We start from the raw sequence: 26,218 nt of genomic DNA on the forward strand, positions 1-26,218 counted from the left end.
CCTCTCAGAAAAAATGAAATGCTGGCACCCGTTGCCAGGAGCCAGCATGAAACGATGCACAAGGTGGCTTCACCGCTTGTGCTGGGACAGCCACTCTTCCAGGTAGTGGATGTTGGTACCACCCGCCACAAACTTGGCATCCACCATCAGTTCGCGGTGCAGCGGCACATTGGTGTTGATCCCCTCGATCACCGTTTCCGACAGCGCCGCGCGCATGCGGGCCAGGGCCTGCTCACGCGTATCGCCGTGCACGATGATCTTGCCGATCATCGAATCGTAGTTCGGGGGCACAAAATAATTGGTATATGCGTGCGAGTCCACGCGCACCCCCGGACCACCCGGCGCATGCCACATGGTGATGCGCCCCGGCGAAGGGATGAACTTGTAGGGGTCTTCGGCATTCACCCGGCATTCGATGGCATGGCCACGGATTTCAATTTGCCGCTGCGTGAAGGGAAGCTTCTCACCGGCTGCCACCATGATCTGCGTGCGCACGATGTCCACACCCGTGATCCATTCGGTCACCGGATGCTCCACCTGAACGCGCGTGTTCATCTCGATGAAATAGAACTCGCCGTTTTCATACAGGAACTCGAAAGTACCCGCACCGCGGTAGCCGATCTTCTTGCAGGCCGCCACGCAGCGCTCCCCGATCCGCTCGATCAGCTTGCGGGGAATGCCGGGCGCCGGCGCCTCTTCGATCACCTTCTGGTGGCGGCGCTGCATCGAGCAGTCACGCTCGCCCAGATACACCGCGTTACGGTGCTTGTCGGCCAGGATCTGTATCTCGATATGGCGGGGGTTCTGCAGGAACTTCTCCATGTACACCGCCGGGTTGCCAAACGCAGCACCCGCCTCGGCCTTGGTCATCTGCACGGCATTGACCAGCGCCGCCTCGGTGTGCACCACGCGCATGCCGCGGCCGCCGCCACCGCCAGCAGCCTTGATGATCACCGGATAACCCACCGCCTTGGCAATGCGACGGATCTGCACCGGATCGTCCGGCAATTCGCCGTCCGACCCCGGCACACACGGCACACCCGCGCGAATCATCGCCTGCTTGGCCGACACCTTGTCGCCCATCATGCGGATGTTTTCAGGGGTGGGGCCGATGAACTGGAAACCACTCTTTTCCACGCGCTCGGCAAAGTCGGCGTTCTCGGACAGGAAACCATAGCCGGGGTGGATGGCTTCTGCATCCGTCACCTCGGCGGCCGAGATGATGGCGGGCATGTTGAGATAGGACAGCGGCGAAGGCGCCGGGCCAATGCACACGGCCTCTTCGGCCAGCTTCACATACTTGGCATCACGATCGGCCTCAGAATAGACCATCACGGCCTTCACACCCAGCTCCTGGCAGGCACGCTGGATCCGAAGGGCGATTTCGCCGCGATTGGCGACCAGAATCTTTTTAAACATGGGTTGTCTCGCGGCTCATCGCCTGCACGCTGGCGCGTGCCAGTGCAATTTGCTTCGCCTTGCCTGCGGCAAGAACGCCGCGATTGGCGACCAGAATCTTTTTAAACATGGGTTGTCTCGCGGCTCATCGCCTGCACGCTGGCGCGTGCCAGTGCAATTTGCTTCGCCTTGCCTGCGGCAAGAACGCCGCGATTCGCAACAAGGATCTTCTTGAACATGAACGCCTTACTCGATCACGAACAGGGGCTGCCCGTATTCGACGGCCTGGCCGTTCTCGCCCAGTATCTTGGTCACGGTGCCGGACTTGTCGGCCTCGATCTCATTGAGGATCTTCATCGCCTCGATGATGCAGACCGTCTCGCCTTCCTTGACCTGGCTGCCCACCTCGACGAAGGCCTTGGCGCCCGGGCTCGACGAACGGTAGAACGTGCCAACCATGGGAGACTTCACCACATGGCCAGTGGGCGCTGCAGCCACCGGGGCGGGCAACTCCGCCACAGCCACCGGAGCGGCTGCTGCTGCAGCAGCCGGCGCGGGCATGGGGGCTGGAACATATTGCTGCACCACGGCACCGCCACTCTTGACGATGCGGACCTTGCCCTCGGCTTCGGTGATCTCGAGTTCAGACACATTCGACTCGGATACCAGGTCGATCAGGGTTTTGAGTTTTCGCAAATCCATGGGAGCTCCAACGGCCATAAAACTGAATAAGGCGCGAATTTACTCCAATTTCAGCCTATTTCAGTCTTCAGAGCACATTTTTCACCGCTGACAGCAGGGTATTGCCTCTGGACCCCCACCAATCCGGCCCCGCCCCGCGCCGCACCATGTTCAGCGCATGGCCACCCATGTTTGCAGATCCTGCGGGGTGACTTGCCCCATTTTACGATGCAACACCCTCCCTTCCGGGCTGAAAACCACCGTAAAAGGTAGCCCACCTGTCAGGTTGCCCAGGGAGCGCCCGAGCTCCGAGCCTCCCAGCCCCGCCAACCCCACCGGAAAATCAAGGGGCAGACGGGTCAGGAATTTCCGCACCGAAGACGGCTGATCAATCGCCAATCCCACCACTTGCCAGCCTTTTTCCTTGTTGTCACGGTAAAAGGTATTGAGCATGGGCAACTCGTCCACGCAGGGCGGGCACCAGGTCGCCCAGAAGTTGAGCAGCAGGGGCTTGCCAGCAAACGCCTGCATGGCCAAGCGCGTGCCCTCGGGCGTATCGAACGCCTGCGTCCACAGCACCTGCTCGGCGCCGGCCTCCATGGCGTGGGGCTGCAGGCGCCACCATGCCAGGCCCGCGCCGCCAACTGCAGCGGCAGCGGCCACACCGGCATACAGCGCCCGGCGCCGGTTCACGGGCGCGGCGCCGCGAGCAGGCTCGCCAGTTGCAGAAGACTCGGTAACGGGTGCAGTCATGGAATATTTTCCTGGAGGAGGCGCCGCACGGCGGTGATGTCGCCCCGCGGCGATCGCCCCTTGGCATCAGGGCGCAACGCCCCGCGCAAATCGTCGAGATCGTAGATCAACAGATGCACGCCAATCATTTCACCCAGTTCGGAGCACATGCTGCCCACGCTCAGGGCCTCGACAGATTCACCATGAAAACCTGTGACGGTGCGCGGTTCATAGTCCACCTGGTGGTCTATCAACGCGATCTCGGCAGATTTGGAGTCATCACAAAACAACTGCAAGTAAATATCCGACAACCGGGTAGCCGTGCCATGCCATACCGCCCCACCGAGGTGGGGCCGGAAGGCGGCCATGCGCTCCATCCAGACCAGGGCCAGCTGGCGCAGAGCGCGCAATTCCTGGGGCTGGGTATCGGCGCAGAACAGAGCAATGTACTCGCGCACGGCTTCTTCCACCTGGTCATTGTCGGGCAGGGGGGTGCGCACCGGAAGGCCGAGCTCGCGCACGGCGCGGCGCTTGGCAGGCCCCCATTCCAGCCCTTCTTCCACGACCAGCCGGGCAGTGGTGCTGGCGATTTCGGCGCTCAAAGGTGTAGGCATGGCGGCGTTGGATGGCGTTGGAGGCGCTATTGTGGCGCCAACCCGTGACAGACCGCCGCTGCGCGCGCCATGGCCCGCCGCAGTGACGGTCATTGTCCCCGGACACCCCGGCAGACACTATGTTTTTCATAGCTTCTCGCGCATACCATGAAAGAGCTACCGGTCATTTTTTGGTTGAACCTTAGAATCTGCGCCCATGCACATACACATACTGGGAATCTGCGGAACATTCATGGGCGGCCTGGCGGCGCTGGCGCGCGAAGCCGGCCACAAGGTCACCGGATGCGATGCCGGCGTTTATCCGCCCATGAGCGACCAGTTGCGGGCCCTGGGCATCGAGCTGATCGAAGGATTTGGCGCGGACCAGCTGGCGCTGCGACCCGATGTGTTCGTGGTGGGCAATGTGGTCAGCCGCGCCCGGCTGGCCGACGGCAGCCCGAAATTCCCCCTCATGGAAGCCATCCTGGACGCCGGCCTGCCCTACACCAGCGGCCCGCAGTGGCTGGCCGAGCAGGTCCTGCAGGGCCGGCATGTGCTGGCGGTGGCCGGGACCCACGGCAAGACCACCACCACGTCGATGCTGGCCTGGATCCTGGAGAGTGCAGGGCAACAGCCGGGATTTCTGATTGGCGGCGTGCCCCTCAATTTCGGGGTGTCCGCCCGACTGGGCGCCACGCAGCGTCCCCACGCAGGCGAGGGACCGCTGGGCCACAGCCCGCTCTTCGTCATCGAGGCCGACGAATACGACACGGCCTTTTTCGACAAGCGCAGCAAGTTCGTGCACTACCGCCCCCGTACGGCGGTGCTGAACAACCTGGAGTTCGACCACGCCGACATTTTTGACGACCTGGCCGCCATCGAGCGCCAGTTCCACCACCTGGTGCGCACCGTGCCGCCCTCGGGCCGCGTGGTCGTCAACGGGCTGGAAGAAAGCCTGACCCGCGTGCTGCACGCCGGCTGCTGGAGCACGGTGAGCAGCTTCGGCGCCGCCGTGAGCGATTTTTCTGCGCAGGGCGATCCGCAAGCCTTTGATGTGCTGCACCGGGGCGCGGCCGTGGCGCGGGTGCAATGGGGCCTGACGGGCGTGCACAACCAGCTCAATGCGCTGGCGGCCATCGCAGCGGCCCACCATGTGGGCGTGCCGGTGCAGCAGGCCGCACAGGCGCTGGCCGATTTTCAGAATGTCAAACGCCGCATGGAACTGCGCGGCACCGTGGGCAACATCGCCGTGTACGACGATTTTGCGCACCACCCCACGGCATTGCGCACCACGCTCGATGGCCTGCGCCGCAGCCTGGGGCCCGATGCCCGCATCCTGGCCGTGTTCGAGCCGCGCAGCAACACCATGAAACTGGGCGCCATGAAAAGCCAGCTGCCCTGGGCGCTGGAGCCGGCCAACCTGGTCTTTTGCCACACGGCCGGGCTGGACTGGGATGCGGCGCAGGCCCTGGCGCCACTGGGCGTGGGCTCCGGCCAGCGCGCGCAAATCGCGGCAGACATCGACACCCTGGTCAGCCAGGTGCTGCAGGCGGCGCAGCCGGGGGATCACATCGTCTGCATGAGCAACGGCGGCTTTGGCGGGGTGCACGAACGGCTGCTGAATTCACTATCAAAATAATAGCATTAGCGCTTTAACCATAAGCGCCAGCAACCATTTTCACCGGATACTCAGTAAGACACCGCCATGCCCGGCACGTCCACCCGCACCACGGGCTTGGCCAGCGCGGCACTGGCAGCACGGGCAAAGTCGCGCGACCAGACGGGATCGTTGAACAGCGAGGCGCCCGCAGCCCGCGCCACGGTCAGCACCTTGTCGGCCAGCAATACCTTGCCGCTGGCGCGCAGGGGTTCGCAATCAAGGGCTGTGAACTGATCGTCGAGCCAGCGGCGCGCGGCTTCGTTTGCCAGCGGCTCCTGGCCCTGCAGATCAAAACGGAATTCCTGGTTTCCAGTCAGTTGGACCGACACTTCGCTGTGCATGATGGGTTGCCTTTCTGGCGCAAGGTGGATGCAAGGGCCGGGGCCGCACGCCTGGCGCGCACCCCGGAGGTTTGAGCTTACACCGCCGCTGCGGAATCAGCGGGCGCGGCGGGCCAGTACGGCGGCCGAGAGCTCGGCCAGCGACTGCAGCGAGTCGTCCCAGCCCAGGCAGGCATCGGTGATGCTCTTGCCATACTCCAGCGCGCCGGGCTGGTCCTTGCCGGGCGAGAACTTCTGGGCACCGGCGTGCAGGTGGCTCTCGATCATGAGGCCGAACACGCTGCGCGAGCCGCCCGCGATCTGGGCAGCAATGTCGCGCGCCACATCCAGCTGCTTTTCATGCTGTTTGCTGCTGTTGGCGTGGCTGCAATCGACCATCAGGGTGGCCGGCAAGTGGGCAGCTTCCAGGTCCTTGCAGGCAGCGGCGACACTGGCGGCATCGTAGTTGGGCGCCTTGCCGCCGCGCAGGATGACGTGGCAGTCCTTGTTGCCCTTGGTATTGACGATGGCGACCTGGCCGTTCTTGTGCACCGACAGGAAATGGTGGCCCCGGCTGGCGGACTGGATGGCATCGGTGGCGATGCGGATGTTGCCGTCCGTGCCGTTCTTGAAACCGATGGGCGCCGACAGCCCAGAGGCCAGCTCGCGGTGTACCTGGCTCTCGGTGGTGCGGGCCCCGATGGCGCCCCAGCTGATGAGGTCGCCGATGTACTGGGGCGAGATCACGTCCAGAAATTCGCTGCCCGCCGGGATGCCCAGGCGGTTGATCTCGATCAGCAGCTGGCGCGCGATGCGCAGCCCTTCGTCGATGCGGTAGCTTTCATCGAGGTAGGGGTCGTTGATCAGGCCCTTCCAGCCCACCGTGGTGCGGGGTTTCTCGAAATACACACGCATCACGATCTCCAGCGTGTCGGCGTACTGGGCCCGCACCGCGGCAAGGCGGCGGGCGTATTCCAGCGCGGCAGCCGGGTCATGGATGGAACAGGGGCCGATCACCACCAGCAGGCGGTCGTCCTTGCCGGCCATGATGCGGTGGATGTTCTTGCGGGTCTGGGTGATCAGCGTTTCCACCGGCGTTCCGCTGATGGGGAAAAAGCGGATCAGGTGTTCGGGAGGTGGCAACACGGTGATGTCCTTGATACGTTCGTCGTCGGTCTGGCTGGTTTTCTCGACGCTGCGGTACCAGGCATCGCTGGCGGGGGTGGTGTGGGCCGTCATGGTTACTTCCTCGTGGAGTGAAATGTCAGAAGGTCAGAAAAACAAAAACCGCCGGGCTCTTCAGCGTCGGCGGTTGGTATGGGGAGCTTGTGTGGGCTTGCGCGCTGTCCTCTCATCCGCCGGGGACTGAGATCCAAAACCAAAAATAAAAAGCGCTGCGGACTTGCATGGAGATCAATGTAGCACAGTGTTTGCCGCACCGCAGCAAGCCCGGTGCATTGTGGCGTGGCGGCAACTATCGCGCGATCCGCCAGGGTGCGCGGCTGAAGCACTATGGCCGCAGGCGCCGAAACCATGCCCGCAGGCGCTGCCAGCGCGACGGGCGCTGCGGCAACACGCCGGGCAAATCGCTTTGCGGGCCACTGCCGTGCTCGTACATGTCGATGAGCAGCAATGCCTCGCCCAGCGTACGCCAGGCCAGCAGTTCAAATTGCCGAAAGCTGGTACCTTCCTGGGTGCTGTGGCGCTCCAGCGCCTGCTGCCATGCGGCGATGGCGTCACGCAGCTCCCGCAGCGCCCGCTGGTAGACGCCGAACTCGTACAACGCGTGCCAGGCGGAACCCAGCCCTGTGAGAAAAAGCTGGTGCTCCCGGGCGCACTGGGCCAGATCTCCCACGCGGCGGGTGATGGCCGTGGCGTCGGCTCCGGTGCGGCGCAGACGGGTGGCTTCGTCGATCTGCATAGAAAGCGCCCCCAGCTTGTCCCGCAGCAGGAGGGAATCCTCGTCTGCCCCGCCTTCGCGCAGGAAACGGCTGATGTCGCCGAACGACTGGAGTGTGTGCTGCAAACTGGAAAGTGGCGCAGGCATGCACGCCATTGTGCGCCGCCGCTTGCGGGCTGTCGCCCCCTGCGCGGCCCACTCAGCGCCACCATGCGCGCAAGCAGCAGCCGGGGCGTTGTCAGTGCAGCGTCAGGCGGTTCCGCCCACCGTCAGCCCGTCGATGCGCAGGGTGGGCTGGCCCACGCCCACCGGCACGCTCTGGCCTTCCTTGCCACAGGTGCCCACGCCGCTGTCGAGCGCCATGTCGTTGCCGATCATGCTGACATGCTTGAGGCATTCGGGGCCGCTGCCCACGATGGTCGCGCCCTTGACCGGGTAGAGGATCTTGCCGTTTTCCACCCAGTAGGCCTCGCTGGCGCTGAACACGAACTTGCCCGAGGTGATGTCCACCTGCCCGCCGCCGAAGTTGGTGGCGTACAGGCCCTTCTTGATGCTGGCGACGATCTCTTGCGGATCCTTGTCGCCGCCCAGCATGTAGGTGTTGGTCATGCGCGGCATGGGGATGTGCGCATAGCTCTCGCGCCGGCCATTGCCCGTGGGCGCCACGCCCATCAGGCGGGCGTTGAGCGAATCCTGGATGTAGCCCTTGAGGATGCCATCCTCGATCAGCACATTGCGCTGGCTGGTGTTGCCCTCGTCGTCCACATTGAGCGAACCGCGCCGGTCGGCGATGGTGCCGTCATCGAGCACGGTGACCCCCTTGGCCGCCACGCGCTGGCCGATGCGGCCACTGAAGGCGCTGGATCCCTTGCGGTTGAAGTCACCCTCCAGCCCATGGCCGATGGCCTCGTGCAGCAGGATGCCAGGCCAGCCGGGGCCCAGGACCACCGTCATCTCGCCCGCAGGCGCGGGGCGCGATTCCAGATTGACCAGGGCGGCGTTCACCGCCTCGTCCACATATCTGGCGATCTGCGCATCGTCGAAGTACGCTAGGCCGAAGCGCCCACCACCACCGGCCGAGCCCATTTCACGGCGACCGTTCTGCTCGACGATCACGGTGACCGACAGCCGCACCAGCGGCCGCACATCGGCGGCCAGCGTGCCGTCCGCGCGGGCCACCAGCACCACGTCGTATTCGCTGGCCAGTCCGGCCATGACCTGGGCCACGCGCGGGTCCTTGGCGCGGGCACGCTGCTCCACCTGCCCGAGCAGGGCCACCTTGGCCGTGCTGTCCAATGTCGAGATGGGATCCACGCCGGGATACAGGCTGCGCCCGACAGCTATCTTTTTGGAAGCTACTCGTACACGCCCTTTCTGTGCTGCCGCCGAAATAGACCGCACAGTGCGGGCTGCATCGAGCAGCGAGGCCTCGGAGATGTCGTCGGAATAGGCAAACGCCGTCTTCTCGCCGCTGACGGCGCGCACCCCCACGCCCTGGTCGATGGAAAACGAACCTGTCTTGACGATGCCCTCTTCCAGGCTCCAGCCTTCGCTGCGGGTGTACTGAAAATACAGGTCGGCATCGTCCACCTGGTGGATGCGAATTTCCGCCAGCGCACGCGCCAGATGGTTTTCATCAAGGCCAAAAGGCGTCAGGAGCAACTGGCAGGCAACATCAATGCGCTGCCGGGTGGACTCGCGCCGTGGCGCGACAGAGGGGGAGCGTGAGAACATGCGGGCATTTTAGGCGCGCCGCCATGCCCTTCGCGGGGCAGGGGCGCAACCCACGCGGTACGCGCCCACCGCTGCCGGGCAATTACACGGTCTGGTCGTCTGTCACCGCCCCGGGGGCGTTGTTCTTGACCGATTCAATGCTGTCATCGCGGGCCTTTTCGCCGGAAAACATCTGGCTCTGGCCGATGACCTGGCCATTGCCCGCCTTGAGCGTGAAATAGGGCGATCCATCCTTGGCGCTCAGCCGCCCGAAGCGGCCATCGTCGGGAGCATTCTTCTTGACGGATTCGATGCCGTTGAGCGCACTGGCCTTGGACTCGTAGAGTTCGCTGGTCAAAATGACCTTGCCGTTGTCCGCCAGCAGATTGAATACGAACTTGTCGTTCTTGGATTTTTTCAGCTCAAACCTTGACGCCATGGGAAGCACCTCCGGATTAATGCCAAAGCACGGTTGGCAACCGGGTTGTACCCGCAAGCCCCCTGCAGCGCAATGGGGCGCCGGCCCCTCACAGCGCGGGCCGGGCGTCCTTGGGATCGATGCGCTGGGCCCGGGCGACCGACATCAGGATGCCCAGCGCCAGCCCCAGCGTGACCATGGCCGTTCCGCCGTAGCTGATGAACGGCAGCGGCACACCCACCACGGGCAGGATGCCACTGACCATGCCCATGTTCACAAAGGCATAGGTGAAGAAGATCATCGACACCGCCCCTGCCATGAGCCGCCCGAACAGGGTCGTTGCGCCCACCGCGATGGCCAGCCCGCGCCACACCAGCAGCAAGAAGCACACGATCAGGAACAGGTTGCCGGCCAGGCCGAACTCTTCGGAAAAGGCGGCGAAGATGAAGTCGGTCGTGCGCTCGGGAATGAACTCGAGGTGGGTCTGCGTGCCTGCCATGAAGCCCTTGCCAAAGATGCCGCCCGAGCCAATCGCAATCATGCCCTGGATGATGTGGAATCCCTTGCCCAGAGGATCCCGTGAGGGATCGAGCAAAGTGCAGATGCGCTGCTGCTGGTAGTCGTGCAGGACCGACCAGCGCACCCCTTCGGCGCACAGCTGGGGCTCCAGGGAGACCAGCAGCACGATGCCCACGGCACCCAGCAGCACCGGGGGCAGCACCAGCTTCCACGACAGGCCGGCAAAAAAGATTACCGACAGCCCCGCCGCCAGCACCAGCAGCGAAGTGCCCAGGTCGGGCTGCTTCATGATCAGGCCCACCGGAACGGCCAGCAGCAGCCCGGCCGCGGCAAAATCGAGTGGCCGCAACTGGCCCTCGCGCTTCTGAAACCACCAGGCCAGCATCAGCGGCATGGCGATCTTGAGGATTTCGCTGGGCTGGATCACGATGCCCAGATTGATCCAGCGCTGGGCGCCTTTCTTGGTGATGCCGAACAGCGCCACAGCCACCAGCAGCGCCACCCCCACGGCGTAAAGGGGCACGGCCATGGCCATGAGCTTTTGTGGCGGCACCTGGGCCACCATGAACAGGATGGCGGCCGCAATCAGCATGTTGCGCCCATGGTCCATGAAGCGCGAGCCATGGTCGTAGCCCGACGAATACATGGCCAGCAGCCCGGCGCTGGCCAGCATCGCCACCACCAGGACGAGCGGCCAGTCAAACCCCTGAAACAGGGGCACGAAACGCTGGGTGAGAGAGGGTTTGTCAAAAACGGCGGCCATGGCGCAATTATCGGGCCCGCCAGGGCTGCCCGGTCAACGCAGGCCGCGTCAGCCCGTCTGCCGCAAGGCCATCACGGCCCCTCTGCGCTGGCGTAGCGCGCCACCTGCGGCTGCCTTGGGCGCCAGATAAGCCGGCCTGCACACCGCGCCCCAGCACCCGCAGCAGCTCGAAACGGCCCAGCACAGGGAGCCCCCCCCCCGGAACCCGGCGGTTGGCGGTGGAAAGCGGGGCAAAATCGAGCGTGGTGTGCGCTGGCAAAACCGCGGGCCGCACGGCGTGGCCCCCTGGGACACGGGTCTTATGCTGGCGCTGCACCCGCCCAAGGCAGCAATGGCCCAGCCAGTCCCCGCACCGAGAGCCCCATGACCACCACGCACCTGCTGTACCTGCACGGTTTTCGTTCCTCCCCCCAGTCGGCCAAGGCCCGGCTGATGGCGGCCTATGTGGCGCAGCACCATCCTGCGGTGCACTGGTGGTGTCCCCAGCTGCCGCCCTCGCCCCGCGCTGCCATGGCCCTGGTGGCGCAAGGCATCGCTGCCTGGCCGCGCGCCTCGATGGCCGTGGTGGGCTCTTCGCTGGGAGGCTTCTATGCCAGCTGGGTGGCGCGGCACACGGGTTGCCCCAGTGTCCTGCTGAACCCTGCCGTGGACCCGGCACGGGACCTGGCACGCCATATTGGCGAGCAAACGGCATGGCATGACCCGACAGAACGCTTCTTCTTCCTGCCGGAATACATCGCCGAGCTGCAGGCGCTGGCCACAGACCGCCCCCTGCCCGTGGGCCCCGAACTGGCCATCATCGCCAAGGGCGACGAGGTGCTGGACTGGCGGGAAATGGTGGCGCGCTACCCCGACGCCCGGTTGGCGCTGCTCGAAGGCGGCGACCATGCGCTCAGCAACTTCAAAGACCACCTGCCGGCCGTGGCGCAGTTTCTGCAGCTGGCGTAAGCCGAAGGCTCACGGCGCAGCGGGCGGTGCGGGGCGCTGGGCGCTCGCCCAGCGCGCATGCTCCTCGGGATAGGCTGCGCGGTAACGCCGCAGCTGGAATGCCACCTCGTCGTCCCTGCCCAGCAGCAGCGCACTTTCGATCAGCTTCTCGATCACGCGGGGCTCGGGAGAAAAATGCAGCAGCTTCGTGGCCAGCGCATGCACTTGCTGGGCGTTCTCATGGGTCAGCGCGGTGGTGGTCAGCAACGCAAAATCCACCTGGTCGGTGAACAGCACGGTGTTGGACACCTTGGCCAGGGTGTCGCCCTGGTAGGCCGGCGGCCGGGAATCCATGGGGCGGTAAAGCTGGCTGACACGGTAGTAATCCCACGCCACGGCCGCGCCCACCCCGCACACTGCCACCAGGGCCACCGCAGCGCTGGCCACCAGCGCCGGAGAACGCACCCAGCCCAGCAGCGCCCGCCGCCACAGCAGCGCCAGCGCCAGCGCCGTGACCAGCTGGAAAGGCCCATACCACAGGGGGAACTCCACCATGCTGTGCAAGCCAATGATGGCCAGCGCGCCCCAGGCCAGCTGGCGCACCGCATCCGTCTCCGCCCAAGGCCGCGCGCGCCCCACCCCAAGCAGCACGGCGCCGCATGCGATGGCAGCCACCGGCAGCCCCAGCTCCACCGCCAGATGCAAAGGCAGGTTGTGGGCATTGTCGAGCAGCGTGCAAAAGCGCTCCCCCGGAAACAGCGTCATGTAGTGCGCATAGTCTAGCTCGCCCCAGCCCCAGCCCGTCCAGGGCTTCTGGGCAATCAGGTAGAGCACGTTGGACCACAGCACCCGCCGGCTGCCACAGGTCTGCGTGTCGCCCCCCAGGCGGGTGAACACGCCTTCGGTGGCAAACCCCGTCCAGTCCAGCAACAGGACCGGCAGCATCCAGCCGGCCAGGGCATACAGCAGCATCCCGACCAGGGCCAGGCCCACCGCCAGGCGCCCGCCGGTGCCGCGCCACAGCACCAGCAGCGCCACCATCAGCAGCCACTGCATCGCCCCGGTGCGCGATGCCGTGGCCGCGCTGCCCGCCGCCAGCAACGCCAGCGCAGCAACCACCAGCAGGCCCACCAGCCACGACGGCCACATGCGCCCGCCGCCCAGCAAGGCTTGCTGCAATGGCGTTGCCGGCGCTGCGCGGCCAGCCACCAGCCGCGCCGGCACCTGCGCCACCACCCACAACAGCGCCCACACCCCCAGGCTCATCAGCGATGCCTGCTGGTTGCGCTGGCGCAGGTTGCCGATGGCCTGCCCTTGCGTGGAGGGCTGCACCCAGGGCGACAGCCCGGGGTCGCCCAGAAAGTACTGCAGCAAGCCGACCACCCCGGCCAGCAAGGCCGCCAGCAACAGGCCCACCGCCAGCTGCGCTGCCAGGAAAGCACGGCCATCCGGCGCCAGGGCTGCATCCGGCGCGCGGCGCAGCCACCCGGTCCGGCACACCACCAGCAGGGCCAGCACGGCCGCGCAAACCCACGCCGCTGCCAGGGGCCAGAAATTGGAGGATGGGGGCTGCGGGTACGAGAACAGAAACGGCACAGCCACTGCCAGCAGGGTCAGCGGTGCGGCAATGGCATCCAGACGCATTTCAATGAACCCAAGTCTTCATGCAAAAGCCCTGGATCATAGGGGCGGGCCGGCAGCACCTGCGCCGGCCGCGCTGGCTCCCCCGCAGATCGGCAACACCAGTCTGCTGGCCCTGGGCCCACAGGCTGGCGCCCACAGCCGCCCACCGTATCGATGACCCGGCCCTGCGGGCCTGCACTGACCAGGATACCGATCAGCCGGATCTTTCCGGTGCATTCATGCCATAGGCCGCCTCCTGCGGCTACAGCGATTTCAGGTACTGCGCCAGGTCGGCCACCTCCTGGGCGCTGAGGCCCAGGCTCTGCCGGGTGTTGTAGGCCTGCGCCACATCGTCCAGGGTGGCGGCCGAGCCGTCGTGGAAATAAGGGGCGTGCTGCCAGACCCCTTTCAAGGGCGACGTGCGGTACAGCCGGGTTGCTGACCGAGAGGCGTAGCTCGGGGTTTCTGGCTCTGCCATGGAATCACCCGGTGGGTGCAAGCGGGTATTGGCGTCGGTGAAACTGCCCCCGCTGTGGCAGGCCGCACACTTGCCGCCACCTTCAAACACGATGCGCCCGCGCTCGGCGGCCACCGGGTCAAAGCTGCCCGCCGGGGCCGGTGGCGCACCCAGCGACAGCTGGTACGCCTGCAGGGCGGGCAGCTTGGCCGAAACCAGATCGTCGGTACCATGTGTGATGCGGAGGTTCAGGCGCGGCTCGATCACCGTCCCTTGCCCGCCCATCTCGGCCACCGCCACATAGCGGTTCCAGTAGGCGATGTCCTCGCCGTCTCCGGTGAAGGTGATGCGGTGGATGCCCGCCAGACCGTAGGCCGGCGGAATGACGACCGGCTTGCTCAGGCCGTCCACGTTGTGGCGCGGATCGAACTTGCCCGGCCCCCAGCTGTTGAGTGCGGCCTTCGCCGCCAAGTCCAGCGCGGGCGACAAGGCCATGATCGCCCCCGGATTGAGATCGCGGTTGGGCCAGCCATCCAGGCGCTTGCCAATGCCCTTGGAGAACGAGTTGTCGACGGTCGAATGGCACAGCGCACAGGTGATGCCCACCCGGACCAGCCGGTCCACGCCGTTGACCGTTTCCACCACACCCTTGACGCCGACAACGGCGTTGAGCTTGAGCAGCGCCACCGTGGTGGCCGGGCTTTGAAGGTCCACGCTGCCGTTCTGGATGCCGGCCACCACGGCGGCGGGCAAGGCCTCGGCGTCGACCTTCAGCCCCACGGACAGCGCCGTGACCGGGTCGACCGCGGCGTTGATGACGTCGTGCATCTTCAGCACATCGGTCCACTGCGCCTCGTCGCCGAAGGTGTCAAAGCGAAAGATCTGCCGGCCCTGCGCGACCAGCGCAGCCTGGGTCGCATCGGCACTGTCCGTCGATGACCCGCCACCGCAGGCGACCGCCACGGCCGCAACCAGGCCCAGCGGGCCGGCAAGGCGCAGCAGGCGCAAGGTGTTCGCAGCACGCAGCGCCTGAGCGGCGCGCAGGGAAATGGGTGCGTGTTTCATGTGCATTTCTCCTGTCAACCAATGTTTTGGCAAACCTTGCCCCTGCGGCGCTGCCAGGCAGCGCTGCGCATTTCAAAACGTGCTTGTGCTGGAAGAACCGCCTACGGCACTAGCTGGCACGCCTTGCCCGGGCGCGTGGCCTCTTTGAGCCAGGCGATGAGATCAGCGCGTTCGCCGTCGTCCTTCACACCGGCGTAGCCCATGGCCGTGCCGGGCACAGTCTTCATCGGGTCTTTCAGAAAGACATTGAGCGAGCGCTCGTCCCAGACGATGGCGCTGTCGCGCAGAGCCTTGGAATAGGTGCTGTAGCCCTGCGCCGTGCCTGCGCGGCGCCCCCACAGCCCACAATGCTGCGGCCCCGTACGGTTGCCCTCGATGGCGTGGCAGGCGGCGCAGCGCGCGTAGACCTGCTCGCCGCGCTGCAGGGCTGCCGGGTCGGGTGCCGCGCTGGCGCCCGCCGCGAGCAGGCCGGCCGCCAGCCACAGGGCGACTGGAGCATGGCGCGGTGTCATGACATGAAGGCCGACGGCACGGGGTTGTCGCCCAGCACCTGACGCAGCACCGCCCAGTGCATGGCCTCATCGCCCAGGATGCTGGCGGCCACCTGCGCCAGCGCGCGGTCGGCAAACAGAGGCACGGCGCCCAGGTAGGCGGAGATGGCGCCCCGCTCCAGGCCCGCGGCAAAGCGCAGCACATCGGCCTCGGCCTTGAGTTTTTCCACCGGGAACGCGTATTTGTCCTTGGCCGCCACCGGTTTGCCGCCGAGCTTTTGCACCGTGGCCGCAATGGCCTGCGCATGTTCCTTGTGGTGCCCCTGGAACTGCACCGCCACCGGCAGCACGCCCTTGCTCAGCAGGCCGCTTTCGGCGCCCACCTGGTAGGCCGCCACGGCCTCCAGCTCGGCGCCCAGAGCGGTGTTGAGGATGCGCACATCGGCCTCAAGGTCCTTGGCGCTCATCTTGGCACCCGCCGCGAGCGCGTCACGCCCGCCCAGCAAGGCCACGGCACCGGCCGACAGCACAGCGGCGCCCGACAGGGACATGGCCCGGCGGCGCGCAAGGAACAGGGCCTGCGAGGGCACGTCAATAAAAATATTCTTCATGGTGTTCTCCTGGGGTGGTGAAAACAAGGAACGATCTGTCAGCGCTGCGCAATCAGCCCGCGCTGCTGCAGCTCGGCAACGACGTTGCGCACCGCCTGGTCGCAGCGTGCGCCCGCGAAGGGGAAGGCACTCTCGGCATGCGCCTCGATCTGCGCGCCCAGCGCGTCGCGCAGCATCGTGCGGGCCCGCAGGTAGCGGGTCTTGACCACGTCACTGCTCACCTGCAGGCAAAACGCCGCCTCTTCCACGCTCATCTCCTGCACGGCTCGCAAGATGAAGACACTGCGGTAGAGCGGCGGCAGGCCTTCGACGGCCGACTGCAGCAAACCGCGCAGCTCGCCGCGTGCCAGGGCCGCCTCGGGCGATTGGCTCGGTGGGGCGCTCAAAGACATCATGTGCTCCGGTGAAGGTTCGTCGTCACCGTCCTGCGCGCTGTCCATTGGCATGGACGGCACCGAGCGGCCGCGCTTACGCAGTGCATCCAGCGCAATATTGATGGCGATGCGCGCCAGCCACGTGCCCAGCGCCGCGCCGCCCCGAAAATCCTGCAGCCGGGTGAAGGCGCGCAGATAGGTCTCCTGCACCACGTCCTGCGCCTCGGCATCGTCGGACACTACCCCGCGCGCGGCGCGGAACAACAGGCGGTTGTGCCGGCGCATGATGGCCTCGAAGGCGGACTGCTCGCCCTGCAAGGCCCCTTCGATCAGTTCATCGTCAGAGCAAGGATCGCAGGCCGCCCGCGCTACGGGCTCCGATGGGGGTAGGTGCATGGCATGCCTCTTGGGTTTGTCGGTTTTTGCTCGTTCCTGGTCATTGGACGCCCGCCAGCGCAAAAAAGTGACAAGCACCTGTTGCCGGCAGGGGCGCCACCCCACGCCCCTCCTGCCAGGGGCGTCAGCGGCCACAATGGCCACCGCTCCTCCTGATGCACCGCACGCCATGAAAATTGCCCTGCTGTCCGATCTGCACCTGTCGGTGCTCCCGCTGGCCCTGGATGTGCCGCCCGCCGACGTGGTGGTACTGGCCGGCGACCTGCAGCGGCCCGCCGCGGCCATGGCCTGGGCGCGGCAACTGGACCGGCCCACCGTGTTCGTCGCGGGCAACCACGAGTTCTATGGCTCCGATCTGGTGACCACCATGGCGCAACTGCGCACGCATGCCGAAGGCAGCAGCGTGCGCGTGCTCGAATGCGATGCGTGGCGCCATGGCGGTGTGCGGTTCCTGGGCTGCACGCTGTGGTCGGACTACCGGCTCTTCGACGCGCCGCAGCAGCGCGACGAGGCGCTGGCCAAGGCCATGGAGCTGGTGCGGGACTTCAGCCGCATCCGCGTGGCACCCGACTTTGCGGCGCCCTTCACGCCCGCCGTCTCGCAAATGCTGTTCGACCGGTCAGTCGCCTGGCTGGAGGCGCGTTTTGCCGAGCCGTTCGACGGGCCCACCGTGGTCGTCACGCACTTTGCGCCCGCGCGCGGCAGCATCGCCCCGCAGTTTGCCGGCTCACCCCTCAACGCCTGTTTTGTTTCCGATCTGGAGGCGCGCATCCTGCGTTGGCAGCCCCGGCTGTGGCTGCACGGCCATGTGCACGACAGCTTCGACTACCAGGTGGGCGCCACGCGCGTCGTGGCCAACCCGCGCGGCTATGCCCCCCAGGGGGTGGTGGAGAACAAGGCGTTTGCGCCCGGGCTGGTGCTGGAGATCTGAAAAACACCCCCCGGCGCCCATGGGAGAATGCCGCCCATGCACGCATTGTTTGAAGAAGCCGGCAAATTCATGGCCGGTCGCATCCTGTCCGAAGCCGAAAGCTCGGCCCAAGTCGAGCTCGATTCGGGCAAGCGGGTCAAGGTCAAGGCCGCGAACCTCCTGTTGAAATTCGAGAAGCCCGCGCCGTCCGAGCTGATGGCCCAGGCGCAGGCCATGGCCCAGACCATCGAACTGCCGCTGGCCTGGGAGTTCGCCCCCGAGGAGGATTTCGGCTTTGCCGACCTGGCGCGCGACTATTTTTCGGACAACGCCACGCTGGCTCAGCAGGCCGGCGCGCTGTTTGCCCTGCACGAGGCGCCGCACTACTTCCGCCGCGCCGGCAAGGGCCGCTTCAAGAAAGCCCCGGCCGAGATCCTGCAGCAGGCCCTGGCCGCCATCGAGAAGAAAAAGCTGATCGTGCAGCAGATCAGCGGCTGGGCCGAGGCGCTGGGACGCGGCGAATGCCCGCAGCCCGTCCGCGAGCAGCTCTACAAGATCCTGTTCCGCCCCGACAAGAACGCGCCCGAATACAAGGCCGTGGTCGAGGCCAGCCGCGCCACCCACCTGGCGCCGCTCGACCTGCTGCAAAAGGCCGGCGCCATCGATTCGGCCTACCAGTTCCACTGGAAGCGCTTCCTGTTCGACAACTTCCCCAAGGGCACGGGTTTCCCGCAGCTCACCGCACCGCAGCCGCCGGCCGACCTGCCGCTAGCGCCCGTGCAGGCCTATTCCATCGACGACTCGCAGACCACCGAGATCGACGATGCGCTGTCGGTGCAGGGCCTGGGCACGGGCAGCGTGGTGGTGGGCATCCACATCGCCGCGCCGGGCCTGGCCATCGTGCCGGGCACGCCGCTCGACCAGCTGGGCCGCACCCGCCTGTCCACCGTCTACATGCCCGGCTACAAGATCACCATGCTGCCCGACGAGGTGGTGCAGATCTACACGCTGGACGAAGGCCGCGCCAACCCGGCTGTATCGCTGTATGTCACGGTGGACGAAGCAACGCTCGCGATCACGGGTACCGAAACCAAGCTCGAACGCGTGCCCGTGGTGGCCAACCTGCGCCACGACCAGCTCGACCACATCGTCACCGAGGCCTGGCTGACCGACCCAGCCATTGAGATAGAAAACACCCCGCAGCGATTGCTGGATGTGCGCGATCAGCTGTCGTTTTTGCACCGACTGGCCCAAACCCTCAAGGCCCAGCGCGAAGTGGTGCGCGGCAAGCCCGAAAACTTCAACCGGCCCGACTACAACTTCAAGCTGATCGGCAACGACCGTGGCGAGCCCAATGGCTCAGAGCAGGTGCAAATCAGCACGCGCCAGCGCGGCGCACCGCTGGACCTGATCGTGGCCGAGGCCGCCATCGTGGCCAACAGCACCTGGGGCCTGATGCTGGCCGAACACGGCGTGCCCGGCATCTACCGCAGCCAGGCCAGCATGGCGCCGGGCGTGAAGGTGCGCATGGGCACCAAGGCGCTGCCGCACGCCGGCATTGGCGTCAAGGCCTATTCGTGGGCCACCTCGCCGCTGCGCCGCTATGTGGACCTGGTGAACCAGTGGCAGATCATTGCCTGTGTGCGCAACGGCAGGACGGCAGCCCTGGCGGCCCCCTTCAAACCCAAGGATGCCGAGCTGTTCTCCATCATCAGCAGCTTTGACGCAGCCTACGGCGCCTACAACGGCTACCAGGCCGGCATGGAGCGTTTCTGGACGCTGCAATACCTGGAGCAGAACGGCATCACCGAGCTCAACGCCACCGTCTTCAAGGAAGGGCCGGGCGGCAGCTTTCTGGTGCGCGCCGACACGCTGCCGCTGGTCTTCCCCGTGCTGGGCGCGCAGAACCTGCCGCGCGGCGCACGCCTCAGAGTCAAGCTCGGCGAGGTGGACGAGATCACGCTTGACCTGCACGGCACCGTGATCGAGCGCCTGGACGATCCCGACGACACCAGTGACGATGGCCCGGTGGAAGATGCCGACGACGCCGATGACGACGCGGCCGTGGCCGGCCCCATTGCCATTGCCGTCGATATGAACGAGGCCGACACCAACGGCACCGCAAGCACCGATAATCCTGCCCCGTGAACATGGCCCCCACGCTCCCTCACTTCGTGTGGTCTCTGGCCTTGCAGGCCGCGGTGACGCCAGAGGCATCACCTCTTCGGACTGTCCAGCCCTGCGCCGGCAGGCCTGGAGCCGCAGCCCTCAGCCCCGAGGGGGCCGCTTTTCATCTTGGGGCGGCCCGGCGATGAAAAATAACCCCTACGCTCCCCACTTCGTGTGGTCGCTGCCCCCCGAGGGGGCCGCTTTTCATCTTGGGGCGGCCCGGCGATGAAAAACGCTTCCTTACTCACCCGCTTCACCACGCTGCAGCTCACGCTGGGCGTGTCGGTGGCGCTGCACGCTGCGCTGCTGTCGGTGCGTTTCATCGACCCCGAGGGCTTCAATCGCGTGTTCCAGGACACGCCGCTCGAAGTCATCCTGGTCAACGCCAAGTCCAACGAACGGCCCGACAAGGCGCAGGCCATCGCCCAGGCCAACATGGCCGGGGGCGGTGAGGCGAACAAGGGCCGCGCCACCAGTCCCCTGCCCTATTCGGCACTCACGGCCGTGGGCGACGATTTCGAGGAATCTCAGCGTCGGCTGGACACCCTGCAAGAGCAGCAAAACCAGCTGCTGGCCCAGCTGCGCAAACAGATCGCCGCGCTGCCCCTGCCCGATCCGCGCAAGCCCAGCCAAAGTGGCAGCCAGGCCGCCGAAGAGGAAAAGCGCCGCCAGCTCGTCAAGCTGCTGGCCGAGATCGAAAAGCGCATCAACGAAGAAAACGCACGCCCCAAGAAGCGCTACATCAGCCCCGCCACGCGCGAAGAGGCCTACGCGGTGTATTACTCGGCCCTGCGCAGCAAGGTCGAGGACAAGGGCACAGAAAACTTCCCCGAACAAGGCGGCAGGAAGCTCTATGGCGAGCTGACAATGATCATCACCGTCAACCACGATGGCCGCGTCCTGGCCACCGAGGTGGTGCAGGGTTCGGGCAATCGCACGCTGGACCGGCAGGCCGAGGCCATCGCGCGGGCCTCCGGCCCATTCGGCCATTTCAATGCCGAGATGCGCCGCCAGGCCGACCAGATCGCCATGGTGGCGCGCTTCAAGTTCACACGCGACCAGACCCTGACCACCAACTTCGAAACCGACCCCGAAGGCCGCAGCCCCTAAGAACCGGCCTGCGGCGCCGGGGAGACAATCGTGCCCCGCCCGCATTCCATCCTTCACACCGCGCTCCATGAGTTCTTCCGATGACCTGTATTGCGTGATGGGCAACCCGGTGGCGCACAGCCGCTCGCCCGCCATCCACGCCCGCTTTGCCGAACTGACCAGCGAGCACCTGGTGTACGAACGCTGCCTGCTGCCCATCGGCGGCTTTGCCCAGGGCGTGCGCGACTTCATGGCCCGCGGCGGGCGCGGCTGCAATGTCACCGTGCCTTTCAAGCTCGAAGCCGCCGCGCTGGCCACCACGCGCAGCGAACGCGTGCAGCGGGCGGGCGCCGCCAACACCCTGGTCTTTGACGGACAGGCCATCCACGCCGACAACACCGACGGCCTGGGCCTGGTGGCCGACATCACGCGCAACGCGGGCCTGCCGCTGGCCGGGCGCGACGTGCTGCTGGTGGGCGCCGGTGGCGCCGCAGCCGGCGTGCTGGGCCCCTTGCTGCAGGCGGGCGTGCGCCATGTCACCGTGGCCAACCGTACGCTGGCCCGGGCGCAGGCCCTGGTGCAGGCCCATGCCGACCTGGCACTGCTGCAAAAGGCAGAGCTTCTGGCGCTTGCTCCACAGGCGCTGGACGCCGATTTCGACCTCATCATCAATGCCACGGCCAGCAGCCTGAGCGGTGACTCCGTTCCCGTGCCCACCCATGTGCTGCGCCCCGGCAGCCTGGCCTACGACATGATGTACGGCCCGGCGGCGCAGGGTTTTCTCGACTGGGCCCGCCAGCATGGCGCCGTGCCGCGCGACGGCCTGGGCATGCTGGTGGAACAGGCCGCCGAGGCCTTTGCCCTGTGGCGTGGCGTGCGCCCGCCATCGGCCCAGGTGCTGGCCGAACTGCAGGCCGCTGCGTGAGCGGGCCACGGTCATGAAAGCCCTGTTGCGCTGGCTGGGCCTGGTGGTGGTGGCCCTGGTGGCCCTGCAGTTGTTTTTTGTGGCGCGCATCGCGCTGATGGCCTGGGTCGCCCCCGAATCCACCACCTTCCAGCGCTCCGAGATCTGGGCGCAGGTAGCCAGCAAGGGCGATGTGCGCTGGCGCCAGCAGTGGCTGCCCTACGCCCAGATTTCCGACCACCTCAAACGCGCCGTGATCGCGGCCGAAGACGGCAGCTTCGTCACCCACGACGGCGTGGACTGGAACGCCATCGAAAAAGCCTGGGAGCGCAACGCCCAGGCCGAGGCGCAGATCGCCCGGGCCCAGGCCCGCGCGCCCGACAAGCCCGTGCGCACGCCCAGGATACGGGGCGGCTCCACCATCACCCAGCAGCTGGCCAAGAACCTGCTGCTCTCGGGCGAGCGCACGCTGCTGCGCAAGGGCCAGGAGTTCGTGCTGACCGTGCTGCTGGAGCAACTTTTACCGAAGCAGCGCATCCTGGAGATCTACCTCAACAGCGTGGAATGGGGCGATGGCGTGTTTGGCGCCGAGGCCGCGGCCCAGCATTACTTCCGCAAGCCGGCCGCGCGCCTGTCGCCGCAGGAGGCCGCACGCCTGGCCGTCATGCTGCCCGCGCCCAAGCGCTTCGAGAAGACCCCCGGCTCGGCCTACCTGGCAGGGCGCACGCGCACCATCCTGGCGCGCATGGGCAGTGCCGAGCTGCCCTGATCCTTGGCCCGGCGAACGCCTACTTTTTGCGCCGCTGGCCGATAGGCCGCGCGGGCAGCTTGGGTGCCAACCCCAGCGCGGCGCGGGCCAGGGCGTCGGCCTCGGCATTTCGGTGGCGCGGAACCCACTGCAGTTGCACCGGCCCGAAGGTCTGCAGCAGGCGGCGCGCCTGGTCAAAAAGGTCTTGCAGCCGCGCAATCGGCACCACGGGCGTGCCGCCGAGTTGCTCCACCAGGATGCTGCTGTCGCTGTGCACCTGCAGTGCGCTGGCCCCACGCGCCTGCAACTCAGCCAAGGCCAGCAGCAGGGCCCGCAGCTCGGCCTCGTTGTTGCAGCCCGTGGTGTGCGTGGCCTGCGCAAAGGTGTGGCGGGTACCGTCGGGCGCGCAGAGCACCACGCCCAGCCCCATGCGGCCAGGGTTGGGCATGGCGCTGCCATCGCAGTGGACGACCCAGGTGCGGACCGATGCCGGCTCCAGCACCGCAGTCATGGCGCGGGTTGCACGGGCCGCATTGCGCCCGGCCGCCGTGGCGGGATGGCCATCAACGGTAGAACGCTTCCACCTTGCCCTTGAGCTTGATCAGCAGCGGCTTGCCCTTGCGATCGAGCGTCTTGCCCGCAGGCACCTTGACCCAGCCTTCGCTGATGCAGTATTCCTCGACATCGAAGCGGTCCTTGTCGTTCAGGCGGATGCCGATGTCGTGCTCGAACACGGCGGCAACATGGTGCGGGCTGCGCGGGTCGATGGACAGGCGGTCGGGCAGCGGGGGCGCGGAAGTGGCTTCGGTCATGGAAATCCTGCAAAGGCTGTATGCACAAAAGCGGGCATTGTCCCGGATTTGGTTTCGGTGCACTGCGCCCGGCCCGTATCATCACCCCATGCCCGCCACGCGACTGGCAAGCGGTAGCAGCCACTCCTTCAACAACACATGAGAATTCTGGGAATTGACCCCGGCCTGCAGACCACGGGCTTCGGCCTGATCGATGTGGACGGTCACCGGCTGGGCTATGTGGCCAGCGGCACCATCCGCACCACCGCGCTGGCCCTGGGCGACCTGCCCGGGCGGCTGAAGGTGCTGTTTGACGGCATCAGCGAGGTGGCGGCGCGCTACCAGCCCGACGTGGCCACCGTCGAGATCGTCTTCGTCAACGTCAACCCCCAGTCCACCCTGCTGCTGGGCCAGGCCCGTGGCGCGGCCATTACCGCCCTGGTGGCCAGCAACCTGCCCGTGGCCGAGTACACCGCGCTGCAGATGAAAAAGGCCGTGGTCGGCCACGGCCGCGCCGCCAAGACCCAGGTGCAGGAAATGGTGCGCCGCCTGCTGCAGCTGCCCGGTCTGCCCGGCACCGACGCCGCCGATGCGCTCGGCATGGCCATCACCCACGCGCACGCCGGCGCGGCCATGGCGCGGCTGGGCGAAGCGGCCACGCTGCAGCGGCGCCAGCACGCGATGTACAAGGGCGGGCGCAGCTACTGAAGCGGCCCGGTGCCGCGCCCAATCACCCTGCTGACCGCGCGTCCCTAAAATCAACCCCATGGTCAACCCACCCGCCCCGGCGCCCCATTCAGTGCCCGTACCTTCTCCCGGTCACCCCGCACTGCCCGAGGCGATCACTGGTTTCCTCTTCGTGAAAATTCCGCTGGCCCGGCGCGATGTGCAGGACCCCATGCACCAACGCGAGGACACCATCGACCAGATGCTGCGCTCGCAGGACCTGGGGCTGGTGGTGGGCTGGGGCGACTCGCTCGGCGAACGGCGCCCCGACGGACTGCGGCCGCCGGCCTACATCCGCATCGACATCAACGCCTATGACCTGCACGCCGCCCGCAGCGCCCTGCGCGCGCTGCTGCCCACGCTGGGGGCGCCTGTCGGCACCGAAATCCACTACACGCTGGCGGGGCACCACCTGCAGGACATTGCCCGGGAAACCGGCTGGCAGCTGGAACAGATCGTTTGATCCCTGCAAAATCGGCCGCACGCCCTGCCAGAAAAGTGCCAATTGCGATTGATTCACCAGCAATTGACAGCCCCGGTCAGCGCCCGAGCCCGCGCTTGAGCTCCTTGAGCAGCAACAGCACCTGGTTGGATGCGTGGCGGCAGCGGCTGTTGAGCAGCTGGGCCGCAGTGGCCTGATCGCCGGCCTGGAAACTGCTGACCACCGCGGCCGCCTGCTGGTGAAAATACCGGTGCCGCGCCTCCAGCATCCCGAAGGCCGGGTAATGCCCCAGCCGCACACGGCCCGCACCATGGAGCCAGCGGCCCAGGTCGCAGCGGTCATCCTGGCAGATACGGTCGGGGTGCATGGCCTCGTCGGAGCGACCATTGACCATGTCCTGCAACTGCAGGCGCCAGCGCTCGTGGCTGGCGATGGCCGCATCGATGTCGATCTCTGTCATCAGCATGGCGGCGTACTCTTCATCCAGCACCAGTTCGCTGCCGTTGTCTTCCACGGCCCAGGTGGTTTCGGGGCTGGAGGCAGCCTGCTCACGAATCCGGAACAATCGACTGAAAAAACCCATACGCCCCCCATGCAAGGTGTCCACCACCCATCGCTCACGGTGCGGCGGCCATGGATTTGAAACATTTTGTGAGCAACACCGTGTTTTGGCTACCAAAAAATGACGGCTCAGGCGTATCGCCGGCCGGCGACCTTGCCGCAAGACCTGGATCCCGCAGCCCCGCCAGCAGCCATGGCGCAGCGCGCCGACAATCGGGCCATGACTACTGCCCAACGCCCCGCCCTTTCCATGCTCGACCTGGTCGCCGTGCGCGAAGGCGGCACCGTCGCCCAGGCACTGCAGATCGCCCTGCGCACCGCGCAACACGCCGAAGCGCTGGGTTTTGCGCGCTACTGGCTGGCCGAGCACCACAACATGGCCGGCATTGCCAGCTCGGCCACCGCCGTGCTGGTGGGGCATATCGCCGGGGGCACGCAGCGCATCCGCGTGGGCTCGGGCGGCGTGATGCTGCCCAACCATGCGCCGCTGGTGGTGGCCGAGGCGTTTGGCACGCTGGCCGAGCTGTACCCCGGCCGCATCGACCTGGGCCTGGGCCGCGCGCCCGGCACCGACCCGGCCACCATGCGCGCCCTGCGCCGCAGCCGCGTGGAAACCGCCGATGATTTTCCGCAGGACGTGGCCGAGCTGCAGCGCCTGCTGGCACCGGCCACACCCGACCAGCGCCTGATTGCCATGCCCGGTGCAGGCACCAACGTGCCCATCTGGCTGCTGGGCTCCAGCCTGTTTTCGGCACAGCTGGCGGCCGAGCGCGGCCTGCCCTATGCCTTTGCCTCGCATTTCGCGCCGCGCCTGCTGCACCAGGCGCTCGATCTGTACCGCAACCTGTACCGGCCGTCCGCTGCGTGGCCCCGGCCTTATGTGGTGATTGGCGTGCCCCTGATCGCGGCGCCCACCGACTCCGAAGCCGATTTCCTGGCCAGCAGCACCTACCAGCGCGTGCTGGGCATCCTCACGGGCGACCGCCGCCGCCTGCTGCCGCCCATCGAGAACTTTGCCGCGCGCCTGCAGCCGCAAGAGCGCGCTGCCATCGGCGACTTTCTGGCCGCAGCCGTCATCGGCGGGCCCGACACGGTGCGCGCCGGCCTGGCCCACCTGCACCAGGCCACGGGCGCGGACGAATTCATGCTGGTCAGCGACGTGTTCGACCCGGCGCTGCGCCTGCGTTCGCTGGACATTGCGGCGCAGGCCGTCGCCGAGATGGCCTGAAGCCCCGGC

General features: G+C 66.6%; 28 protein-coding genes. 10 read left to right on the forward strand and 18 right to left on the reverse strand.

The annotated features are described in order from the left end of the window. Positions 1-69 precede the first annotated feature (69 nt). From accC to BLW02_RS03075, 4 genes are all read right to left on the reverse strand, one after another. Positions 70-1,419 carry an acetyl-CoA carboxylase biotin carboxylase subunit gene (gene accC / locus BLW02_RS03060; RefSeq protein ID WP_092696949.1) on the reverse strand — a complete coding sequence of 450 codons (1,350 nt, stop codon included), beginning with the start codon at positions 1,417-1,419 and terminating at the stop codon, positions 70-72. A 225-nt stretch (positions 1,420-1,644) separates the two neighbouring features. Continuing rightward, positions 1,645-2,100, reverse strand: coding sequence for an acetyl-CoA carboxylase biotin carboxyl carrier protein (accB, locus tag BLW02_RS03065; RefSeq protein WP_092696950.1), 456 nt, complete (start codon positions 2,098-2,100; stop codon positions 1,645-1,647). Positions 2,101-2,250: 150 nt separating this feature from the next. Continuing rightward, positions 2,251-2,832 (reverse strand): TlpA family protein disulfide reductase, encoded by a 582-nt coding sequence (locus tag BLW02_RS03070; protein WP_092696951.1) that lies wholly within the window; start codon positions 2,830-2,832, stop codon positions 2,251-2,253. Further along, positions 2,829-3,425, reverse strand: coding sequence for a hypothetical protein (locus BLW02_RS03075; RefSeq protein WP_092696952.1), 597 nt, complete (start codon positions 3,423-3,425; stop codon positions 2,829-2,831). Before BLW02_RS03075 ends, BLW02_RS03070 begins: the two co-directional genes overlap by 4 nt. Before the next feature lie 196 nt (positions 3,426-3,621). Here BLW02_RS03075 and mpl point away from each other — a divergent pair, with 196 nt between their 5' ends. Further along, positions 3,622-5,043: a UDP-N-acetylmuramate:L-alanyl-gamma-D-glutamyl-meso-diaminopimelate ligase gene (gene mpl / locus BLW02_RS03080; RefSeq protein ID WP_092696953.1), complete on the forward strand. Its 1,422-nt coding sequence runs from the start codon at positions 3,622-3,624 to the stop codon at positions 5,041-5,043. 50 nt (positions 5,044-5,093) lie between these two features. Here the strand turns inward: mpl and BLW02_RS03085 are convergent, their stop codons facing one another. From BLW02_RS03085 to rodA, 6 genes are all read right to left on the reverse strand, one after another. Then, the gene (locus BLW02_RS03085) at positions 5,094-5,405 is read right to left on the reverse strand and encodes a hypothetical protein (protein ID WP_092696954.1); all 312 of its coding nucleotides are present in this window, start codon (positions 5,403-5,405) and stop codon (positions 5,094-5,096) included. A 96-nt stretch (positions 5,406-5,501) separates the two neighbouring features. Next, positions 5,502-6,623 carry a 3-deoxy-7-phosphoheptulonate synthase gene (locus BLW02_RS03090; RefSeq protein WP_092696955.1) on the reverse strand — a complete coding sequence of 374 codons (1,122 nt, stop codon included), beginning with the start codon at positions 6,621-6,623 and terminating at the stop codon, positions 5,502-5,504. Between the two features lie 271 nt (positions 6,624-6,894). Next, entirely contained in the window at positions 6,895-7,431 is a 537-nt protein-coding gene (locus BLW02_RS03095) for a hypothetical protein (RefSeq protein ID WP_092696956.1), read from the reverse strand. A 102-nt stretch (positions 7,432-7,533) separates the two neighbouring features. Further along, positions 7,534-9,018, reverse strand: coding sequence for a metalloprotease TldD (tldD, locus tag BLW02_RS03100; RefSeq protein WP_092696957.1), 1,485 nt, complete (start codon positions 9,016-9,018; stop codon positions 7,534-7,536). Positions 9,019-9,100: 82 nt separating this feature from the next. Beyond that, positions 9,101-9,436: a YegP family protein gene (locus tag BLW02_RS03105; protein WP_092696958.1), complete on the reverse strand. Its 336-nt coding sequence runs from the start codon at positions 9,434-9,436 to the stop codon at positions 9,101-9,103. Positions 9,437-9,524: 88 nt separating this feature from the next. Beyond that, positions 9,525-10,697, reverse strand: coding sequence for a rod shape-determining protein RodA (gene rodA, locus BLW02_RS03110; RefSeq protein WP_092696959.1), 1,173 nt, complete (start codon positions 10,695-10,697; stop codon positions 9,525-9,527). Positions 10,698-11,060: 363 nt separating this feature from the next. On the opposite strand from rodA, the gene BLW02_RS03115 reads away from it, so the two are divergent. Beyond that, positions 11,061-11,645, forward strand: a complete 585-nt coding sequence (locus BLW02_RS03115; RefSeq protein ID WP_092696960.1) for a YqiA/YcfP family alpha/beta fold hydrolase — start codon at positions 11,061-11,063, stop codon at positions 11,643-11,645. A 9-nt stretch (positions 11,646-11,654) separates the two neighbouring features. Here BLW02_RS03115 and BLW02_RS03120 read toward each other — a convergent pair whose 3' ends face one another. The 5 genes from BLW02_RS03120 to BLW02_RS03140 all read right to left on the reverse strand — a co-directional run bounded on the left by BLW02_RS03120 (position 11,655) and on the right by BLW02_RS03140 (position 16,641). Beyond that, positions 11,655-13,268: a Wzy polymerase domain-containing protein gene (locus BLW02_RS03120; RefSeq protein ID WP_092696961.1), complete on the reverse strand. Its 1,614-nt coding sequence runs from the start codon at positions 13,266-13,268 to the stop codon at positions 11,655-11,657. Positions 13,269-13,509: 241 nt separating this feature from the next. Beyond that, a complete protein-coding gene (locus BLW02_RS03125; protein ID WP_092697011.1) occupies positions 13,510-14,769 on the reverse strand; it encodes a c-type cytochrome in 1,260 nt (419 codons plus the stop codon). A gap of 101 nt (positions 14,770-14,870) precedes the next feature. Next, entirely contained in the window at positions 14,871-15,281 is a 411-nt protein-coding gene (locus BLW02_RS03130; protein WP_092696962.1) for a c-type cytochrome, read from the reverse strand. After that, positions 15,278-15,871 (reverse strand): ferritin-like domain-containing protein, encoded by a 594-nt coding sequence (locus BLW02_RS03135; protein ID WP_092696963.1) that lies wholly within the window; start codon positions 15,869-15,871, stop codon positions 15,278-15,280. Before BLW02_RS03135 ends, BLW02_RS03130 begins: the two co-directional genes overlap by 4 nt. Before the next feature lie 38 nt (positions 15,872-15,909). Next, positions 15,910-16,641 carry an RNA polymerase sigma factor gene (locus BLW02_RS03140; RefSeq protein WP_092697012.1) on the reverse strand — a complete coding sequence of 244 codons (732 nt, stop codon included), beginning with the start codon at positions 16,639-16,641 and terminating at the stop codon, positions 15,910-15,912. Between the two features lie 169 nt (positions 16,642-16,810). Here BLW02_RS03140 and BLW02_RS03145 point away from each other — a divergent pair, with 169 nt between their 5' ends. The 5 genes from BLW02_RS03145 to mtgA all read left to right on the forward strand — a co-directional run bounded on the left by BLW02_RS03145 (position 16,811) and on the right by mtgA (position 22,482). After that, a complete protein-coding gene (locus BLW02_RS03145; protein WP_092696964.1) occupies positions 16,811-17,572 on the forward strand; it encodes a metallophosphoesterase in 762 nt (253 codons plus the stop codon). A gap of 36 nt (positions 17,573-17,608) precedes the next feature. Then, a complete protein-coding gene (locus BLW02_RS03150; protein ID WP_092697013.1) occupies positions 17,609-19,699 on the forward strand; it encodes a ribonuclease catalytic domain-containing protein in 2,091 nt (696 codons plus the stop codon). 246 nt (positions 19,700-19,945) lie between these two features. Then, on the forward strand, positions 19,946-20,830 hold the full coding sequence (locus BLW02_RS03155; protein ID WP_092696965.1) for an energy transducer TonB: 885 nt from the start codon (positions 19,946-19,948) through the stop codon (positions 20,828-20,830). A 67-nt stretch (positions 20,831-20,897) separates the two neighbouring features. After that, positions 20,898-21,734 carry a shikimate dehydrogenase gene (gene aroE / locus BLW02_RS03160; protein ID WP_092696966.1) on the forward strand — a complete coding sequence of 279 codons (837 nt, stop codon included), beginning with the start codon at positions 20,898-20,900 and terminating at the stop codon, positions 21,732-21,734. Between the two features lie 13 nt (positions 21,735-21,747). After that, positions 21,748-22,482: a monofunctional biosynthetic peptidoglycan transglycosylase gene (gene mtgA, locus BLW02_RS03165; RefSeq protein ID WP_092696967.1), complete on the forward strand. Its 735-nt coding sequence runs from the start codon at positions 21,748-21,750 to the stop codon at positions 22,480-22,482. Positions 22,483-22,501: 19 nt separating this feature from the next. Here the strand turns inward: mtgA and BLW02_RS03170 are convergent, their stop codons facing one another. Further along, complete coding sequence (locus BLW02_RS03170; protein ID WP_092696968.1) at positions 22,502-22,972, reverse strand: reverse transcriptase-like protein; 471 nt, start codon at positions 22,970-22,972, stop codon at positions 22,502-22,504. A 52-nt stretch (positions 22,973-23,024) separates the two neighbouring features. Beyond that, the gene (locus BLW02_RS03175; protein WP_026437936.1) at positions 23,025-23,273 is read right to left on the reverse strand and encodes a DUF3297 family protein; all 249 of its coding nucleotides are present in this window, start codon (positions 23,271-23,273) and stop codon (positions 23,025-23,027) included. Between the two features lie 138 nt (positions 23,274-23,411). Here BLW02_RS03175 and ruvC point away from each other — a divergent pair, with 138 nt between their 5' ends. Both ruvC and BLW02_RS03185 read left to right on the forward strand, forming a co-directional pair. Next, on the forward strand, positions 23,412-23,960 hold the full coding sequence (ruvC, locus tag BLW02_RS03180; protein WP_092696969.1) for a crossover junction endodeoxyribonuclease RuvC: 549 nt from the start codon (positions 23,412-23,414) through the stop codon (positions 23,958-23,960). A 58-nt stretch (positions 23,961-24,018) separates the two neighbouring features. Continuing rightward, positions 24,019-24,441 carry a hypothetical protein gene (locus tag BLW02_RS03185; RefSeq protein WP_139285324.1) on the forward strand — a complete coding sequence of 141 codons (423 nt, stop codon included), beginning with the start codon at positions 24,019-24,021 and terminating at the stop codon, positions 24,439-24,441. Between the two features lie 76 nt (positions 24,442-24,517). Here BLW02_RS03185 and BLW02_RS03190 read toward each other — a convergent pair whose 3' ends face one another. Then, entirely contained in the window at positions 24,518-25,003 is a 486-nt protein-coding gene (locus tag BLW02_RS03190) for a CZB domain-containing protein (RefSeq protein ID WP_092696971.1), read from the reverse strand. Positions 25,004-25,201: 198 nt separating this feature from the next. On the opposite strand from BLW02_RS03190, the gene BLW02_RS03195 reads away from it, so the two are divergent. Beyond that, positions 25,202-26,209 (forward strand): LLM class flavin-dependent oxidoreductase, encoded by a 1,008-nt coding sequence (locus BLW02_RS03195; protein ID WP_244273602.1) that lies wholly within the window; start codon positions 25,202-25,204, stop codon positions 26,207-26,209. The last annotated feature ends 9 nt before the right edge of the window (positions 26,210-26,218 follow it).

Source organism: Acidovorax soli (assembly GCF_900107605.1).
Taxonomy (GTDB): domain Bacteria; phylum Pseudomonadota; class Gammaproteobacteria; order Burkholderiales; family Burkholderiaceae_C; genus Acidovorax; species Acidovorax soli.

What these genes read in the sequence shown, in the direction of transcription:
- accC (WP_092696949.1), bottom strand. Translation starts at nt 1,419, where the DNA reads ATGTTTAAAAAGATTCTGGTCGCCAATCGCGGCGAAATCGCCCTTCGG.
- accB (WP_092696950.1), bottom strand. Translation starts at nt 2,100, where the DNA reads ATGGATTTGCGAAAACTCAAAACCCTGATCGACCTGGTATCCGAGTCG.
- BLW02_RS03070 (WP_092696951.1), bottom strand. Translation starts at nt 2,832, where the DNA reads ATGACTGCACCCGTTACCGAGTCTTCTGCAACTGGCGAGCCTGCTCGC.
- BLW02_RS03075 (WP_092696952.1), bottom strand. Translation starts at nt 3,425, where the DNA reads ATGCCTACACCTTTGAGCGCCGAAATCGCCAGCACCACTGCCCGGCTG.
- mpl (WP_092696953.1), top strand. Translation starts at nt 3,622, where the DNA reads ATGCACATACACATACTGGGAATCTGCGGAACATTCATGGGCGGCCTG.
- BLW02_RS03085 (WP_092696954.1), bottom strand. Translation starts at nt 5,405, where the DNA reads ATGCACAGCGAAGTGTCGGTCCAACTGACTGGAAACCAGGAATTCCGT.
- BLW02_RS03090 (WP_092696955.1), bottom strand. Translation starts at nt 6,623, where the DNA reads ATGACGGCCCACACCACCCCCGCCAGCGATGCCTGGTACCGCAGCGTC.
- BLW02_RS03095 (WP_092696956.1), bottom strand. Translation starts at nt 7,431, where the DNA reads ATGCCTGCGCCACTTTCCAGTTTGCAGCACACACTCCAGTCGTTCGGC.
- tldD (WP_092696957.1), bottom strand. Translation starts at nt 9,018, where the DNA reads ATGTTCTCACGCTCCCCCTCTGTCGCGCCACGGCGCGAGTCCACCCGG.
- BLW02_RS03105 (WP_092696958.1), bottom strand. Translation starts at nt 9,436, where the DNA reads ATGGCGTCAAGGTTTGAGCTGAAAAAATCCAAGAACGACAAGTTCGTA.
- rodA (WP_092696959.1), bottom strand. Translation starts at nt 10,697, where the DNA reads ATGGCCGCCGTTTTTGACAAACCCTCTCTCACCCAGCGTTTCGTGCCC.
- BLW02_RS03115 (WP_092696960.1), top strand. Translation starts at nt 11,061, where the DNA reads ATGACCACCACGCACCTGCTGTACCTGCACGGTTTTCGTTCCTCCCCC.
- BLW02_RS03120 (WP_092696961.1), bottom strand. Translation starts at nt 13,268, where the DNA reads ATGCGTCTGGATGCCATTGCCGCACCGCTGACCCTGCTGGCAGTGGCT.
- BLW02_RS03125 (WP_092697011.1), bottom strand. Translation starts at nt 14,769, where the DNA reads ATGAAACACGCACCCATTTCCCTGCGCGCCGCTCAGGCGCTGCGTGCT.
- BLW02_RS03130 (WP_092696962.1), bottom strand. Translation starts at nt 15,281, where the DNA reads ATGACACCGCGCCATGCTCCAGTCGCCCTGTGGCTGGCGGCCGGCCTG.
- BLW02_RS03135 (WP_092696963.1), bottom strand. Translation starts at nt 15,871, where the DNA reads ATGAAGAATATTTTTATTGACGTGCCCTCGCAGGCCCTGTTCCTTGCG.
- BLW02_RS03140 (WP_092697012.1), bottom strand. Translation starts at nt 16,641, where the DNA reads ATGCACCTACCCCCATCGGAGCCCGTAGCGCGGGCGGCCTGCGATCCT.
- BLW02_RS03145 (WP_092696964.1), top strand. Translation starts at nt 16,811, where the DNA reads ATGAAAATTGCCCTGCTGTCCGATCTGCACCTGTCGGTGCTCCCGCTG.
- BLW02_RS03150 (WP_092697013.1), top strand. Translation starts at nt 17,609, where the DNA reads ATGCACGCATTGTTTGAAGAAGCCGGCAAATTCATGGCCGGTCGCATC.
- BLW02_RS03155 (WP_092696965.1), top strand. Translation starts at nt 19,946, where the DNA reads ATGAAAAACGCTTCCTTACTCACCCGCTTCACCACGCTGCAGCTCACG.
- aroE (WP_092696966.1), top strand. Translation starts at nt 20,898, where the DNA reads ATGAGTTCTTCCGATGACCTGTATTGCGTGATGGGCAACCCGGTGGCG.
- mtgA (WP_092696967.1), top strand. Translation starts at nt 21,748, where the DNA reads ATGAAAGCCCTGTTGCGCTGGCTGGGCCTGGTGGTGGTGGCCCTGGTG.
- BLW02_RS03170 (WP_092696968.1), bottom strand. Translation starts at nt 22,972, where the DNA reads ATGACTGCGGTGCTGGAGCCGGCATCGGTCCGCACCTGGGTCGTCCAC.
- BLW02_RS03175 (WP_026437936.1), bottom strand. Translation starts at nt 23,273, where the DNA reads ATGACCGAAGCCACTTCCGCGCCCCCGCTGCCCGACCGCCTGTCCATC.
- ruvC (WP_092696969.1), top strand. Translation starts at nt 23,412, where the DNA reads ATGAGAATTCTGGGAATTGACCCCGGCCTGCAGACCACGGGCTTCGGC.
- BLW02_RS03185 (WP_139285324.1), top strand. Translation starts at nt 24,019, where the DNA reads ATGGTCAACCCACCCGCCCCGGCGCCCCATTCAGTGCCCGTACCTTCT.
- BLW02_RS03190 (WP_092696971.1), bottom strand. Translation starts at nt 25,003, where the DNA reads ATGGGTTTTTTCAGTCGATTGTTCCGGATTCGTGAGCAGGCTGCCTCC.
- BLW02_RS03195 (WP_244273602.1), top strand. Translation starts at nt 25,202, where the DNA reads ATGACTACTGCCCAACGCCCCGCCCTTTCCATGCTCGACCTGGTCGCC.